This window comes from Halotalea alkalilenta DSM 17697, assembly GCF_000621205.1.
Lineage (GTDB): Bacteria > Pseudomonadota > Gammaproteobacteria > Pseudomonadales > Halomonadaceae > Halotalea > Halotalea alkalilenta.
Genome location: NZ_KK211234.1, coordinates 52,895 through 68,735, shown reverse-complemented (window position 1 = coordinate 68,735; position 15,841 = coordinate 52,895). Strand labels below are relative to the sequence as shown.

The 15,841-nt window shown below is 65.2% G+C and carries 10 protein-coding genes; 3 read left to right on the top strand and 7 right to left on the bottom strand.

What is annotated here, in order from left to right; translation table 11 throughout:
• Positions 1 to 29: 29 nt before the first annotated feature.
• Positions 30 to 830: a glycerophosphodiester phosphodiesterase family protein gene (locus tag Q376_RS23685; RefSeq protein WP_081803672.1), complete on the bottom strand. Its 801-nt coding sequence runs from the start codon at positions 828 to 830 to the stop codon at positions 30 to 32.
• A 144-nt stretch (positions 831 to 974) separates the two neighbouring features.
• Between Q376_RS23685 and Q376_RS0119690 the strand changes: the two genes are divergently transcribed.
• Positions 975 to 1,550: a hypothetical protein gene (locus tag Q376_RS0119690; RefSeq protein WP_027351745.1), complete on the top strand. Its 576-nt coding sequence runs from the start codon at positions 975 to 977 to the stop codon at positions 1,548 to 1,550.
• 22 nt (positions 1,551 to 1,572) lie between these two features.
• Here the strand turns inward: Q376_RS0119690 and Q376_RS0119685 are convergent, their stop codons facing one another.
• The 6 genes from Q376_RS0119685 to betI all read right to left on the bottom strand — a co-directional run bounded on the left by Q376_RS0119685 (position 1,573) and on the right by betI (position 13,187).
• Positions 1,573 to 4,662 (bottom strand): efflux RND transporter permease subunit, encoded by a 3,090-nt coding sequence (locus Q376_RS0119685; protein ID WP_027351744.1) that lies wholly within the window; start codon positions 4,660 to 4,662, stop codon positions 1,573 to 1,575.
• Positions 4,659 to 7,769, bottom strand: a complete 3,111-nt coding sequence (locus Q376_RS0119680) for a multidrug efflux RND transporter permease subunit (protein ID WP_027351743.1) — start codon at positions 7,767 to 7,769, stop codon at positions 4,659 to 4,661. Before Q376_RS0119680 ends, Q376_RS0119685 begins: the two co-directional genes overlap by 4 nt.
• Positions 7,766 to 8,971: an efflux RND transporter periplasmic adaptor subunit gene (locus tag Q376_RS23680; protein ID WP_043449015.1), complete on the bottom strand. Its 1,206-nt coding sequence runs from the start codon at positions 8,969 to 8,971 to the stop codon at positions 7,766 to 7,768. Before Q376_RS23680 ends, Q376_RS0119680 begins: the two co-directional genes overlap by 4 nt.
• A gap of 246 nt (positions 8,972 to 9,217) precedes the next feature.
• Positions 9,218 to 10,918, bottom strand: coding sequence for a choline dehydrogenase (gene betA / locus Q376_RS23675; protein WP_043449012.1), 1,701 nt, complete (start codon positions 10,916 to 10,918; stop codon positions 9,218 to 9,220).
• A 164-nt stretch (positions 10,919 to 11,082) separates the two neighbouring features.
• Complete coding sequence (gene betB, locus Q376_RS0119665) at positions 11,083 to 12,552, bottom strand: betaine-aldehyde dehydrogenase (protein ID WP_027351742.1); 1,470 nt, start codon at positions 12,550 to 12,552, stop codon at positions 11,083 to 11,085.
• A 44-nt stretch (positions 12,553 to 12,596) separates the two neighbouring features.
• Positions 12,597 to 13,187, bottom strand: a complete 591-nt coding sequence (gene betI, locus Q376_RS0119660) for a transcriptional regulator BetI (protein ID WP_027351741.1) — start codon at positions 13,185 to 13,187, stop codon at positions 12,597 to 12,599.
• 235 nt (positions 13,188 to 13,422) lie between these two features.
• On the opposite strand from betI, the gene Q376_RS0119655 reads away from it, so the two are divergent.
• Entirely contained in the window at positions 13,423 to 14,775 is a 1,353-nt protein-coding gene (locus Q376_RS0119655; RefSeq protein WP_081803671.1) for an esterase-like activity of phytase family protein, read from the top strand.
• 614 nt (positions 14,776 to 15,389) lie between these two features.
• Entirely contained in the window at positions 15,390 to 15,740 is a 351-nt protein-coding gene (locus Q376_RS25010; RefSeq protein ID WP_155834416.1) for a hypothetical protein, read from the top strand.
• The last annotated feature ends 101 nt before the right edge of the window (positions 15,741 to 15,841 follow it).

Sequence of the window (15,841 nt, the reverse complement as noted above, 5' to 3'; positions counted from 1 at the left end):
CGGGGCATTCGTGAGACTCTCGGCGAGGCTCAGGCCTTCTTCACCGTGGTCGGGCAGCGCGCCTCGAGTTCGTGCAGCTGGGCCTGGTAGCGCTCGCGCTGCTGCTCGAACTGTTCGAACAGCAGCGGGTCGTCGGAGATCACCGCGTCGACGCCGCGATCCCACCAGCTCTGGAACGCTTGTGGATCGTTGATCGTGTAGCAGACCACGTTGAGCCCGGCGTTCTTGATGTCGCTCATCCGGTCGGGGTTGAGGTGCTCCCAGTTGGCATGCACGCTCACCGCCCCGATTCGCTCGGCGTCCCACTTCCACACCCGTGGCACCTTCTCATCGTAGAGGATGCCCAGGTGGAGCTCGTGATCCAACCGGCGGGCGCGGTAGAGCGCCTCCTGGCTGAAACTCGAGACCAGCAGCCGTTCGGCGGGCAGTACGCCTTCGAGCACCGGCAGGACTCGCTCGGTGAGGCGAATCGGATCGCGCGCGGTGCAGACCTTGAGCTCGAGGTTGAGGCCGAGACCTCTGCTCTCCACCGCTTCGAGCGCTTCCTCGAGCGTGGCGATCCGCTCGCCGGCGAACTTGGCGTCGAACCAACTGCCGACGTCGAAACGCCGCGCTTCCTCGAGGGTCAGCTGGGCGAGATGGGCGCGGCCATTGCTGCAGCGGGCCATATGGGCGTCGTGCCAGATCACCGGCGTGCCATCGGCGAGACACTGGACGTCGAGCTCGACCCAGGTAATACCGGCATCCGCGGCGGCGTGGATGGCGGCAAGAGTGTTTTCCGGGGCCCGGGCGGCATAGCCGCGGTGGGCGATCAGACGTGGCAGTAGCATCGCGGCTCCTGGGGAATCTTCGCAGGATACACACTATGGGGGCGATCGGGGCGGGTTGCAATCGCGGCTGCGCCGCCCGGAAGCGGACGCCGAGTCCGCTCATCGCGAACCCGACCGGGGCGCCCGGAGGACGAAGGAAAGACGATGAGAATGATCGAAGTGGAAGCAGGGCAGCGTCGCGACGACTGCGTGGCGATGATGTGCGCCGAGGTCTATGGCCACGATGCAGGGCTCGCCCCGCTGGTCACCTATGCCGCCGCGGTGGGCGCGCTGCTGCCCAACCTGGCGGCGCGGGTGGTGGCGCTGGCGGAGGGGGACCGGCTGCGCTCGGTAGCGATGCTGGTGCTGGAGGAGCAGGGCAAGGGGCTTGCGCTGGCGCTGCTCGCTACGCCCAGGCCGCTGCGCGGGCGCGGCCATGGACGCGAGTTGGTCGAACGGTTGGCGGCAAGCGCCGCGATGCGGGTGACGGTCGACGAACCGCGCCGGGAGGCGTTCTTCGCCACCTTCGGTTTCACCCGCTGGTTCGACGATCCCGCGGTCAAAGGGCGCAGGGTCGGTGTCAACGCGCGCTCCCAGGCAGGCTCGCTGGAGCAGCTCGACAGCCTGGTCGAGATCGACGAGGCGGCGATCATCCGTACGTTCAAGAACGACCCGGCGCGCTTCGACCGCTACAAGCACGATTTCGTCGACGGCCTCGCCCGCTTTCCCGACTACTGCTGAGCCGCGCCCGCGAGGGCCGCGCTCAAGCGCTGGCCTCGCGCTGCGTGCGGCGCAGGAAGTATCCACGCAGGCGATCGAAGTAGAGATAGACCACCGGCGTGGTGTAGAGCGTCAACGCTTGGCTTACGATCAGTCCACCGACGATGGTGATGCCCAGCGGCGCGCGCAGCTGGGCGTTTTCGTCGGTACCCACCAGCAGCGGAACGGCACCGAGAATCGCCGCGAGCGTCGTCATCATGATCGGGCGAAAGCGTACCAGCGCGGCCTGGGTGATCGCCTCGGTCGGGGTGAGCCCCTGGTGCCGCTCGGCCTCCAGGGCGAAATCGACCAGCAGTATCGCATTCTTCTTCACTACCCCGATCAGCAGGATCACCCCGATCAGCGCGATCAGCGAGAATGGTTCGTTGAGCAGCTTGAGCGCGAGCAGTGCGCCGACCCCGGCCGAGGGCAGGGTGGAAAGGATCGTCAGGGGATGCACGTAGCTCTCGTAGAGCATGCCCAGCACGAGGTAGACCGCGACCAGGGCGCCGACGATCAGCCATGGCATCATCCCCACGCCCTGCTGGAAGCTCGCCGCGTTGCCCTCGAAGCTGGTCATGATGTCGTTGGGCAGTGCCATCCGGTCGAGCCGCGCCTGGATCGCGCTCACCGCGTCGCTGAGGGCGACATCGTCGGCGAGGTTGAACGACACCGTGGTCGCCGCGAACTGTCCTTGGTGATTGACCTGCACCGGCATCACCGAGCGCTCGATGCGGGCGAACGCGGACAGCGGGATCAGCCTTCCCTCCCCATCGATGACGTGGAGCTGGTCCAGCGCGGTGGGCGAGTCCCGGAACATCTCTTTCACCTCCATCACCACGTAGTACTGCTGGCTGCCCTGGTAGACGCTCGATACCTGGCGCTGGGCGAAGGCGTTCTGCAGCATGGTGTCGACGGTGCGCATGTCGACCCCGAGGCGGCTGGCGAGATCGCGGTCGACCTCCACCAGCAGCGATTGTCCCTGGGTACGCTGGTCGCTGTTCACTCCGGTGATTTCGGGCACTTCCTGTAGCGCCTGGGTGACCTGGTTGGCGTAGTGCTCGAGCCTTTCGAGGTTGTCGCCACGCAGGGTCAGCTCGTACTGGCCGCCGCCGGAGCGGCCTCCGACCCGGATGTCCTGGGCGCCGAACATGAACACCTGGAGGCCGGCGAAGTGGCCGAGTTGGGCACTGAGCTGGTTGGCGACCGTCTGGGTGTCGGCGTCGCGGTTCTCCTTGAGCGAGATCGACATGAATGCCGAGGTGCCGCCATCGTTGCCACCGGCGCTGACGAAACCAACCACGCTTTCGACCCTGGCATCGTCGAGCAGTACGCTGCGGATCTGCTCGAACTTGCTGCGCATCGCCTCGAAACCGAGGTTCTGGTCGGCGCGTACCGCAGTCAGGATCCGACCGCTGTCCTGCTCTGGAATGAACGACTTCGGAATGGTGGTGTAGAGATAGCCGTTGAGCGCGATCACCGCGAACAGCGAGAGCAACGTCAGCCTGGGGTGGGCGAGGGCGGCGGCGAGCGTGCTGGCGTAGCCGTTTTGTATGCGGCTGCCGAAGCGGCCGATCATCCGCTGCCAGCGTGGATGTTCGCGGCGTCCGGCGACGGCGAAGGTGCGCGCGCAGAGCATCGGTGTGAGCGTCAGCGAGACCAGCATCGAGATCAGGATGCTCGCGGCCAGGGCGATCGAGAAGGCGCTGAACAGCCTGCCGATCAGGCCCTGGATCAGCAGCAGCGGCACCAGTACCGCGACCAGCGAGATGCTCATCGACATGATGGTGAAGCTCATCTCCCGGCTGCCGTCGATCGCGGCCTGGATCGGTGGCGTGCCGCGCTCGATATGCCGGGCGATGTTCTCGACCACGACGATGGCGTCGTCGACGACGAAGCCGATCGAGACGATCAGCGCCATCAGGGTCATGGTGTTGAGGCTCAGGCCGAAGAGATGGAGCACCGCGAAAGTACCGATCAGCGTCACTGGAATGACGACGCTTGGGATCAGGGTGGCGCGTACCGAGCGCAGGAACACGAAGATCACCCCGACCACCAGCAGGATGCCGAGCAGCAGGGTCGCCTGGGTTTCGGAGAGAGAGGCGCGGATGCCCGGCGAGCGGTCGAGGGTGATGTCGAGCTGGGCCTCGGAGGGCAGCAGGGCGTTGATCGCTGGCAGCTGCTCGCGGATCCGTTCGACCGTCTCGACGATGTTGGCCGAGGCGCTCGGGCGTACCACCAGGATCACCGCCGGCTGCTGGTTGAAAAAGCCTACGCTGTAGGGGTTCTCGACGCCGTCGGAGACGTTGGCGACGTCGCCGAGGCGGGTGATCTGCCGCCCGTCCTCGCTGGTGGCGACCACCAGGGCGCGATAGCCGCTGGCATCGAACAGCTGGCTGTCGACGTCGATCTCGTGGGTGATGTCACCATCGCGCAAGCTGCCTTTGGGCTGGTTCGAGTTGGCGTCGTCGATCGCTGCGCGCACCGCGTCGAGCGAGATGCCGGCGTGCTCGAGCGCGCGCGGATCGAGGGCGACCCGCACCGCCGGTGACGAACTGCCGCCTACGTTGATCGAGCCCACGCCGGGGACGCGCAGGATGCGCGGTGAAACCACTCTGTCGGCGAGATCGTAGAGCTCGCCCTGTGAAAGCCTGGGCGAGCTCAGCGCGATGATCAGCAGCGGCGAGTCGGCCGGATTGACCTTCTGGTAGGTGGGGCGTCTGGTCATCGCGGTGGGCAGCAGCGCTTGGGCGCTGTTGATTGCCGCCTGGACTTCGCGCGCCGCTTCGTTGATGTCTTTTTCGAGGTTGAACTGGATCACTATCCGGGTCGAGCCCTGGGCGCTGGTCGAGGTGATCTGGTTGATCCCCGCGATCTGGCCGAGCGCGCGTTCGAGCGGGGTCGCCACGGTCGAGGCCATGGTCTCGGGGTTCGCCCCCGAGAGGCTCGCCTGGACCGTGATCGTCGGCATCGACATGTCCGGTAGCGCCGCCACCGGTAGCCGCAGCCAGGCGATCGCACCGACCAGCACCAGCGCCACGGCGAGCAGCGTCGTGGCGATCGGGCGATGGATGAACGGCGTCGACAGGCTCACGGCCTTTCCTCTGCGGCCGGCGGCAGCTTTCTATCGACGAAGCGCTGCCAGCGCGCCGAGAGCCGCTCGAAGTAGAGATAGATCACCGGGATGGTGAACAGGGTGAGCAGCTGGCTCAGCGCCAGGCCGCCGACCAGTGCGAAGCCGAGCGGCTTGCGCAGTTCGGCGCCGTAGCCGGAGGCGAACATCAATGGCAGCGCGCCGAGCAGCGCGGCGAAAGTGGTCATCATGATCGGGCGGAAACGCAGCCGGGCGGCGCGCGAGATCGCGTCGAACGGTACCAGGCCCTCGTTGCGCTGCGCGTCGAGGGCGAAGTCGATCATCATGATCGCATTCTTCTTCACGATCCCGATCAGCAGGATCACGCCGACGATGCCGACCATGCCGAGCTCGAGTCCGCCGACCATCAGCGCCAACAGCGCGCCGATCGCAGCCGATGGCAGGGTGGAGAGAATGGTCAGCGGGTGGATGTAGCTCTCGTAGAGCACGCCGAGCACGATGTAGGCGGCGACCACTGCGGCCAGCACCAGCCACAGGGTACTGGTGTTCGAGTGGGAATAGATCAAGGCTGCGCCCTGGTACTCGCGCACCGTGTCGGTGTCCAAATGGGCCTCTTCGCTCGCCTGGTCGATGGCGCTGAAGGCATCGGAGAGCGAGTAGCCCGGCGCGACGTCGAACGAGATCAGCGCCGAGGGCAGCTGGTTCTCGCGCGAGAGTGACAGCGCCGTGCTCCGACGTTCGATCTCGACCAGGCTGGTCAACGGCACCAGCGCACCGCTGGAGGCGCTGACGTATAGCCGCTCGAGCGCCTGCGGCCCATCCTGGAAGCGATCTTCCAGGCCGAGTACCACGCGATACTGGGTCGACTGGCTGAAGATGGTCGAGACCAGCCGCTGGCCGAAGGCGTTGTAGAGCGTCGCATCGATGTCGTTCATCGAGATGCCCAGGCGGCTCGCGGTATCGCGGTCGACGCTCAGGTAGAGCTCCGAGCCCTGGTTCTGCACGTCGCTGGTGGCGACATCGATCGCCTGGTGCTCGTTGAGCCGGTTGAGCAGCGCTTCCACTTCTCGGTCGAGGATCGCGCGATCCGGATGGGTGAGGCTCATCTGGTACTGCTGGCGGCTGACCCTGTCTTCCAGCACCAGTTCCTGGACCGGCTGGAGATAGAGGCTGATGCCGGCGACGCTGCGGCTCTTCTGTTCGAGCCTCGCGACCACCGTGTCGGCCGAATCACGACTGCCGATCGGTTTCAGCGTGATCGATAGCCGCCCGGAGTTCAGCGTCGCGTTGGTGCCGTCGATGCCGATGATCGAAGTGACGTTCTCCACCGCCGGGTCGGCGAGCACGATCCGCTCGATCATCCGCTGGCGTGCGGCCATCGCCTCGAACGAGGTGCTCTGGCTCGCGTCGGTGATGCCCTGTAGAAGACCGGTGTCCTGGCGCGGCAGCAGCCCTTTGGAGATATGCATGTAGAGCAGCGCGGTGACCCCGAAGGCCGCGATCGCCACTGCGAGCGTCAGCGGCTGGTGACGCAGCACCCAGTCGAGTGCGTGCGAGTAGCCGCGCTCGAGACCACCGAACAGCCCCGGGCGATGGCCCGGCTCGAACGCCTCGCGCTGCTCCTCGGGTACCGAACTCAAGAGCTTGGCGCAGAGCATCGGGGTCAGGGTCAGCGAGACGAACGCCGAGATCAGGATCGCGATGGTCAGGGTCAGGGCGAATTCCCGGAACAGGCGGCCGACCACGTCCTCCATGAACAGCAGCGGGATCAGTACCGCGATCAGCGAGATGGTCAGCGAGATCACGGTGAACACTATCTGGCGCGACCCCTCGAGCGCCGCGCGCAGCGGCGGCTTGCCGCGCTCGAGATGGCGGACGATGTTCTCCAGCACCACGATGGCGTCGTCGATCACGAAACCGGTGGCGATGGTCAACGCCATCAGGGTGAGGTTGTTGACGCTGAACCCGGCCAGGTACATCACTCCGAAGGTACCGACCAGGGTCAGCGGCACCGAGAGGCTGGGGATGAAGGTGGCGCGGAGGTTGCGCAGGAACAGGAAGGTGACCATCACCACCAGGGAGATCGCCAGCATCAGTTCGAACTGGACGTCATGGATCGAGGCGCGGATGGTCTCGGTGCGATCGCTCAACACCTCGAGCTCGACGCTCGAGGGTAGCTGCTCGCGCAGGGCAGGCAGCTGCGCATTGATCGCATCGACCACATCGATGACGTTGGCGCCGGGCTGGCGCTGAACGTTGAGGATCAGCGCCTGGCGGTCGTTGGCCCAGGCGGAGAGATAGGCGTTCTCGGCCCCTTCACTCACCTCGGCGACGTCCGAGAGTCTCACCGCCGCGCCGTTGGCGTACTTGAGGATCAGCTCGCGATATTCCTGCGCCGAGGTGAGCTGGTCGTTGGCGTCGATGCTCAAGGTGCGATAGGCCCCATACAGGCTGCCCTTGGCGAGGTTGACGTTGGCCGCATCGATCGCCTGGCGCAGGCTCTCAAGGTCGAGACCGAAAGCGGCGAGCTTGCGGGGGTCGACCTTGACCCTCACCGCCGGCTTGTTGCCCCCTTCTAGGCTGACCAGGCCGACTCCCTGCACCTGGCTGAGGCGCTGGGCGATGCGGGTGTCGATCAGATCGTAGAGGCGGGTCAGCGGCAGTGAATCGGAAGTGACCGCGAGGGTCAGGATCGGGCTGTCGGCGGGGTTGACCTTGCGATAGCTCGGCGGCATCGGCAGGTCGGAAGGCAGCAGCGACTCGGCCTGATTGATCGCGGCCTGGACTTCCTGCTCGGCGACGCCGAGATCGGCGTCGAGGGCGAAGCGCAGGGTAACAATCGACGCACCGCCGGTGCTGGTCGATTTCATGTCCTCGAGCCCGGCGATCTCGCCGAGCTGGTCCTCGAGCGGCGCGGTGACGTTGGAGAGCATCACCTGCGGGCCTGCGCCGGGATAGAGGGTGGTGACCTGGATGGTCGGGAAATCCACCTCCGGCAGCGAGGCCACGGGCAGCATCCGGTAGCCGAGGACGCCGGCGATCAGGATCGCCAGCATCACCAGCGAAGTGGCGACCGGGCGGAGGATGAATGGGCGCGACGGGTTCATGAGGCGCTGCCATCTCCAGAAGCGCGCTGCGTGCCCGGCTGCTCGCCGGGCAGGCTATGGCTGACCACCTCGACCTGCATGCCGGTGCGCAGCCGGTCGACACCGTCGACCACTACCTGTTCGCCCGGCTCGAGGCCGCTGGCGATAGCGACTGAGCTCGAGCCGCTGGCGGCCATCGTCACCGCCCGCCGCTCGACCCGCTGGTTGTCGTCGACGACGTAGACGAAGAGTCCGTCCTGGGCGGTTTGCAGCGCGGTTTCCGGGATCACCACCGCATCCGGCAGCACCTCCAGTTGCAGCCTCACGTTGACGAACTGGTTCGGATAGAGCATGGCGTTGGGATTGTCGAATCGCGCGCGCATGCGCAGGGTACCGGTCTCGACGTCGATCGTGCTGTCGAGGCTCGAGAGCTGGCCGCTGGCGAGGTGCTGGCGCTCGCCGCTGGTGTAGATATCCACCTGCATGCCGGTGGCCAGCTGGCTGGCGATTTCGGCCCGGTACTGGGAAGGCAGCGAGAAGATCACCGAGATCGGGTCGAGCTGGGTGATGGTCAGGATCGGATCGGTGTCGCCGCTCGACACCAGGTTGCCGGGATCGACGTTGCGAATGCCGACCACGCCGTCGACCGGTGAGGTGAGCACCGTGTAGCTGAGATCGACCTCGGCGCTTTCGACCGCAGCACGGTCGGCGGCGACCATGCCCTGGTACTGGCGCACCAGCTGTCGCTGGGTATCGAGCTCCTGGATGGCGATCGCGCTGCTGCTGCCGAGACGCTGGTAGCGAGCCAGATCGGCTTCGGCGGTGGCCAGCTGGGCTTCGTCCTGCGCCAGCTGGCCGCGAGCCTGGGCGAGCGCCGCGCGATAGCTGCGGTCGTCGATGCGGGCGACCACCTGGCCGCGGCTGACCCGCTCGCCTTCCTCCAGCTCGATCGATTCCAGGGTGCCCTCGACGCGAGGCCGCAGTGAGACGTTTGCGAGCGAGGCGACGGTGCCGAGTGCCGATACGTGGACCGGGAAATCCCTGCGGTTCGCCGGCATGGTCGAGACCGAACTGGTCATCGTCGCACCAGCACCGCGTGGCCCAGGGGTGGATTCGGTATCGGCGGAGGGGCGATACCAGTAGTAGAGCAGCACAGCAAGCAGCAAAAGGCTCAGCACGAGCGCCAGCCAGAACGGGCGGCGGGAAACGGCGGACTCTCTCATCGGTGAGTTGACTCGTCCTTGATCGGGTGGGCGAGGGCGGAAACTGGCCAGGCTTGGGGAGCCTCGTGGGACACGGTGCCATTCCGCTAGTGTTCAAGCGTACTGGTTTAATGTGGGCAGAGTAAGGAGGGATTGCGCAGAGATGGTGGTTGGCTTCAGCCTTGCGCTAGATGCACCGACGCCGCCCAAGCGAAGCCGGGGCGGCGTCGGTGCCGGCAGCGGTGTCGAAGCGAGCGCCGGGAGGGATCAGCTCGGCACCGGACTCAGGTCTGCCCGTGTCTCGCCGATCGCCTGCGCTTTGTAGTAGCCGACGGTGCTCTTTTCCAGCGGCTTGCGCCCGCGTACCCGGTCGGCGAGCTTCTCCGCCATCATGATGGTGGTGGCGTTGAGGTTGCCGGTGATGATCAGCGGCATGAGGGAAGCATCGATCACCCGCAGCGCCTCCAGCCCATGGACACGCCCCTCACCGTCGACCACGGCCAGCTCGTCATTGCCCATCCGGCAGCTGCCGCAGGGATGGTAGGCGGTCTCGGCATGGGCGCGAACGAAGGCGTCCAGCTCCGCGTCGGACTGCTTGTCCTCTCCGGGGGAGATCTCGCGGCCGCGGTAAGGGTCCATCGCCGGCTGCTTGATGATCTCCCGGGTCAGCCGGATCGCCGAGCGGAACTCCTCCCAGTCGCGGGCATCGCTCATGTAGTTGAACAGGATGCTCGGTGCCGCCGCGGGGTCGCGCGAGCGCAACTTGACCCGTCCGCGGCTTTTCGAGCGCATCGAGCCGACGTGGGCCTGGAAGCCGTGTGCCTGCACCGCGCTCTTGCCGTTGTAGCTGATCGCGATCGGCAGGAAGTGATACTGGACGTTGGGCCAGGGCTCGGCTTCGTCGGTGCGCAGGAAGCCACCGGCCTCGAACTGGTTGCTGGCGCCTATCCCGGTGCCGTTGAACAGCCACTGCGCACCGATCTTCGGCTGGTTGTACAGTTTCAGCGCGGGATAGAGCGATATCGGCTGCTTGCACTCGTACTGGATGTACATCTCCAGGTGGTCCTGGAGATTCTTGCCGACCCCGGGGAGGGCATGGACCAGCGGGATATCCAGCTCGGCCAGCCATTGCGGATCGCCCACTCCGGATCGCTGCAGGATCGCGGGAGAGGCGATCGCGCCGGCGCAGAGCAGCACTTCGCGGCGGGCGCGAACCTGCTGGCGCTGGCCGTGCCGGTCGTACTCGACGCCGGTCGCGCGCTTGCCTTCGAACAGCACCCGGTCGGTGGTGGCATGGGTCTCGATGGTCAGATTCGAGCGCTTGCTGGCTTGGTCGAGGTAGCCTCGCGCGGTCGAGGCGCGACGCCCCCGCTTGGTCACCGTGCGGTCCATCGGGCCGAAGCCTTCCTGGCGGTAGCCATTGAGATCATCCGTTTCGGCATAGCCGGCCTGCACCGCGGCATCGACGAAGGCGCGTTTGAGCGGATGGTCGTCGACTGTGGACGTGGTCACCGATACCGGTCCGTCGCCGCCGTGATAGTCGTTGGCGCCGATGTCGCGGCCCTCCGACTTCTTGTAGTAGGGCAGGCAGTCGGCGTAGCTCCAATCCTCGAGTCCGGGCTGCTCGGCCCAGTTGTCCAGGTCCATCGCGTTGCCACGGATGTAGCACATGCCGTTGATCAGCGAGGAGCCGCCGAGTCCCTTGCCGCGCCCGCACTCCATCCGGCGGTTGTCCATGTGCGGTTCGGGATCGGTTTCGAACGCCCAGTTGTAGCGCTTGCCTTGCAGCGGGAAGGCCAGCGCCGCAGGCATCTGGGTGCGGAAGTCGAGGCGATAGTCGGGGCCGCCGGCTTCGAGCAGCAGCACGCTGACTTCCAGGTCCTCGGTCAGGCGAGCGGCGAGCACGTTGCCGGCCGAGCCCGCGCCGACGATGACGTAGTCGAATTCTCGAATCGGTTGGGTTGCCATCTGTCTGTCTACTCCTTGTCTCGGGCGACGGCGCCTTGCGTGGTTCGTCGACCCCATCCGAGGGGGATGTCGTCCGTCGGCGCTGGATGTCATGGAAACCGGGCCGCGCGGGCCGCAACGATATGGAGTGGGCGCCGCTCGGCGGCGCTCGGGCCGGGCTGCGATCAGAACGCGCTGGGGAAGGGGCCCATCTCGATCAGTACCGACTTGTGCCTGGTGAAGTGCTTGAGCGTCTCGGCACCGTTCTCGAACCCGACGCCCGACTGCTTGTAGCCGCCGACCGGCATCTCCGCCGGTGACTCACCCCAGGTATTGACCCAGCAGATACCGGCTTCGAGACGGTGGATCACCCGATGGGCGCGGTTGAGGCTCTCGGTGAAGACGCCGGCGGCGAGTCCGTACTCGGTATCGTTGGCGCGGCGGATCACTTCCTCTTCATCGTCGAAGGTGAGGATCGAGAGCACCGGGCCGAAGATCTCCTCGCGGACGATGCGCATGTCGTCCGTGCAGTCGGTGTAGACGGTCGGTGCGACGAAGGCGCCGGCGGCGAGCGCGCCCTCGCGCATCCGCTCGCCGCCAGTCAGCAGCCGCGCGCCATCGGCCTGGGCATGGTCGAAGTAGGCGAGCACCTTCTCCATATGCTCGAAACTCACCAGCGGGCCGAAGTTGGTCGCGGCATCGAGCGGATCGCCGGCCTTGATCCGCCGCATCCGCTCGAGCAGCCTGGCTTCGAATGCCGCCTTCGCCGGGCGTTCGACGAATACCCGGGTACCGTTGGTGCAGACCTGGCCGGTGGAGAAGAAGTTGGCGACCATCGCTGCGTCCACTGCGCGGTCGAGATCGGCGTCGGCGAAGACGATGAACGGAGACTTGCCGCCCAGCTCCATGGTCACCTCTTTGAGCGTCGAGGCGGCTGAGGCGGACATCACCTTCTTGCCGGTACCGACCTCGCCGGTGAACGAGATCTTGTCGATTCCCGGGTGTGCGGTGAGCATCGCGCCGACCTCTCCCGCGCCCTGGACCACATTGAACACGCCCGCCGGCACCCCGGCCTCGGTATAGATCTTCGCCAGTTCGATCGCGCTGAGCGGTGTGACTTCGCTCGGCTTGAACACCATCGCATTGCCGGCGGCGAGCGCCGGAGCGGATTTCCACAGGGCGATCTGGATCGGATAGTTCCACGCGCCGATCGCGCCGCAAACACCGATCGGCTCACGGCGGGTATAGAAGAAGGCATCTTCGCGCAGCGGCTGCTGGGTGCCTTCGATCGCGGTGGCGAGGCCGGCGAAGTACTCGAGCACGTCGGCGCCGGTGACGATGTCCACCGCTAGGGTCTCGGCCAGCGCCTTGCCGGTGTCGAGCGTCTCGAGCCGGGCCAGCTCGTCGTTGCGCGAGCGCAGGATGTCCACCGCGCGGCGCAGGATGCGCGAGCGCTCCATCGCGGTCATCGAGGACCAGACCCGCTGGCCGCGCCGGGCGGCTGCCACTGCGCGATCGACGTCGGCCTGCGATGCCTCCTGGACCTCGGCGAGGAGTTCGCCGGTGGCCGGATTGATCGTCTCGAAGGTCCGGCCGGAGGTGGCATCGACCAGCTGACCATCGATGTAGAGCTGAAGAGGCGGCAGGCTGCTCATGGGGCGACTCCCTGGTGTTCGTGTGTGCGGTGGTGCCTTGGCGGTCACGGCTTGCGATGCAAGCAGTCGTAGGCATAGCGGCGCGCGATCCGGACCGCGGCATCGACATCGAAGCGCTCCGGCATCAGCGCGCCGCGAAGCCATAGCCCATCGATCATCGCGGCCAGCCCGCGAGCGGCATCGCGTGCCTGGTCGAGGGGCAGTTCGCGGTTGAACTGATGGCAAAGATTCGAATACAGCCGGCGATCATTGACCCGCTGCAGCCGCTTGAGCTGCGGCCGGTGCATGCTCGAGGCCCAGAACGCAAGCCAGGTCTTCATCACCGACTCGCTGAGCTGGGTGCGATCGAAGTTGCCCTCGATGATCGCAACCAGGTGCCCCTCCACATCCTCTGCGTCGAGCTGCGCGCGACGGCTCGCCACCGCTGCGCGCAGCTGGCTGAGGATGTGCCGCATGGTCGCTTCGAGCAGACCGTCCTTGCCGCCGAAGTAGTGGCTGATGATTCCAGCCGAGACGCCCGCCCGCTGCGCGATCCTGACGATGGTGGTGTCGTGGAGACCGAGCTCTTCGATGGATACCAACGTGGCTTCGATCAACTGCTTGCGGCGGATGGGCTCCATGCCGACCTTGGGCATCGTGTTTCTCCTGGCTCGCGGCGACGCCTCGGCATCGACCGCGTTGGCCATTAGTCTATAAGAACTATATTGAACGATCAATCAACAAAGATCGACCGCTGGCGAAAGGCCATAGACTAGCGCCGAAAGGTCGCCGATGTGGGCGACATCAAGCTGTCACCCCGCCTTTCTATAGTGCCGCTTGGATCAATTTCTCCGCCCCGATCCGAGAACTGCTCAAGCAAGGAGGGAAGACGTGGACTCGATCAAGAACGGCCTGGCGCTATCGACTGGGTGTCTGCTGCTCGCGCTGAACGGGGCGGCACTCGCCCAGCAGCAGGTATCGGCGGTGCTGGCGGGTCATGCGATCCTGCCGGTGGAGGCTCGTTTGGAAGTTCCGCAGGATGCGCCCGACGACATGAGGATCAGCGGCAAGTACACCGGCGCCGAGCGGGTCATGGAGCTGGGCAGCGTACCGGGTATGTCCGCCGACCGTCCGACGGGGTACGGCCTTCCGATCGAAGGCCAGCCTTTGCAGGGGCACTCGGGGATCAAGAGGATGGCGGACGGTACCTACTGGGTATTGAGCGACAACGGATTCGGTAGCAAGGCCAACTCCCCCGACTCGATGCTCTATCTCAACCATTACCGGATCGACTTCGACGACGGCTCGGTCACTCGCCTGGATACCGTGTTCCTGCACGACCCGGATGGAAAAGTCCCGTTTCATATCGTCAATGAGAGTAGCGAGAAGCGCTACCTCACCGGCAGTGACTTCGATCCGGAAAGCTTCCAGTTCGCCGGCGGCTGGCTTTGGATCGGCGATGAGTTCGGTCCTTTCCTGATCCAGGCCGAGCTGGACGGCAAGGTGGTCGCGGTATTCGAAACCGAAGTGGATGGCCAGGTGGTGCGCTCCCCCGACAGCCCCCGATGGAGATCGCCCGGCACGCCGGATGGCGAACTGGATTTCCAGGTCTCGCGCTCGAAGGGCTTCGAGGGAATGGCGGCGTCGCCAGATGGCCGGAAGCTCTATCCGCTGCTCGAGGGCGCGCTCTGGAACGCGACGGAGCAAGCGTACGAAAAAGAGCACGGCAAGCGCTATCTGCATCTTTTGGAATTCGACGTCGAGCGTCGGGCCTGGAGTGGGCGCAGTTGGAAGTACGTGCTGGAAGACGACGGCAACGCCATCGGTGACTTCAATATGATCGATCCCGACTCCGCACTGGTGATCGAACGGGACAACGGCGAAGGCACTGCCGATCGGGCATGCGCGCAAGGGGAAGCCACTAGCGGGTGTTTCAGCAACGTCGCGCGGTTCAAGCGCATCTATCGGATCGACTTCTCGGACGCCGATGTGGGACAGCCTGTCGAGAAAAGCGCCTACGTTGACCTGCTGGACATCCTCGATCCAGAAGGGGTGGCGCGCAAACCGTTGAACGATGGGAGGTTCACCTTCCCCTTCTTTACCATCGAGAATGTCGACGTCGTGGATGATCGCCATATCATCGTAGGTAACGACAATAACTTCCCCTTCTCATCCAGCCGCGAGCCCAATCTGGCGGACGATAATGAACTCATCCTGCTCGAGGTAGGACGGCTGCTCCAGTAGCAGCAATGAATCAAGCTCGACAGGCGGACCGCATCGATCCGGACCGCCGCTCGAGGCGCCTTTATCTACGACCTTCGTCTGCGGCCCTAGGTCGCCTTGATCAATGACCACTTTCTTTGTGAGGATATAAGGGTTTTCCACGATCGAGGTGACCGTCATGAGACATCGATTCGCAGTAGTCGAGGTATCCCACGCCAGCGGGAGAGACGGTATGGGCCACCGAACCTCGGCGACCTGGCATATCGAGGACCTGAGAACCGGGGAGCTGATAGAGGGGCCCTTCGATTCGCAGCTGGCCGCTGAGAGGTGGCTTGCCCATCTGGATATGTCGAAAAGGAAAGAGAAGAAGGCGTGAGGAAACCGGAGCGCAGGGAACGCTCGCTCTTATCCGGGCGCACTACCGGCCATCTTGGCCGATGGTGAGCGCCTCTATCGTCAAGAAATGAGCCGCGAAGCGTCGCGCTACGTTTCATTGATTTCTGGTCCTGTCTTTCAGTTTCAGCTTTTTCATCCAATCCGGTCAGCTCAAATCGTCGCGGCTTTTGTCGGCGGCAATTTCTTTCGTCCTTGCAGCTTTCCATGCGTGCTCGACTACGGACGCTGCCGAGCGTTGTATGAAATTGTGGATAGATGCCCAGGAGCGCAGCCAGCATGGTCGGAGTATTCTGTGCCGCATTAGGGGCGAGGCGCTGGCCGATGGTCAGACGGGCATTCTGACCAGTAGCGCCATTCGGCCATCGCGAGTCGGGAAAATGCGCGATCAGAGGGTAGAAATGCAGATCATCGCGGCGATACTGGGTGCACTGATCGGACATTTGCTGGCAGCGCTGGGCAAGCGCTATCTGCTCACCAAAAGGCGCCGGATGGCGATGCGTGCGCATCCGGAGCTCAGGATATGGGTGGCCTATGCGGAGATCATCCTGGGGTTCATCGGTTTGGCCATTGGGCTGAACGTGGTCGCATGAGGCATCGGGGGAGGGAAGGACCAGCCGCGTCGAGCCGGACCCCGGCACCAGCTTCAGGCCCTCGATATCCGAGGCTCGCATCGCACTGCAACTTTAGTTCA

Bases quoted from the DNA above. Each gene is read 5' to 3' on its own strand.
- Q376_RS23685 (WP_081803672.1), bottom strand. From the start codon at position 830: ATGCTACTGCCACGTCTGATCGCCCACCGCGGCTATGCCGCCCGGGCC.
- Q376_RS0119690 (WP_027351745.1), top strand. From the start codon at position 975: ATGAGAATGATCGAAGTGGAAGCAGGGCAGCGTCGCGACGACTGCGTG.
- Q376_RS0119680 (WP_027351743.1), bottom strand. From the start codon at position 7,769: ATGAACCCGTCGCGCCCATTCATCCTCCGCCCGGTCGCCACTTCGCTG.
- Q376_RS23680 (WP_043449015.1), bottom strand. From the start codon at position 8,971: ATGAGAGAGTCCGCCGTTTCCCGCCGCCCGTTCTGGCTGGCGCTCGTG.
- betA (WP_043449012.1), bottom strand. From the start codon at position 10,918: ATGGCAACCCAACCGATTCGAGAATTCGACTACGTCATCGTCGGCGCG.
- betB (WP_027351742.1), bottom strand. From the start codon at position 12,552: ATGAGCAGCCTGCCGCCTCTTCAGCTCTACATCGATGGTCAGCTGGTC.
- betI (WP_027351741.1), bottom strand. From the start codon at position 13,187: ATGCCCAAGGTCGGCATGGAGCCCATCCGCCGCAAGCAGTTGATCGAA.
- Q376_RS25010 (WP_155834416.1), top strand. From the start codon at position 15,390: ATGAAATTGTGGATAGATGCCCAGGAGCGCAGCCAGCATGGTCGGAGT.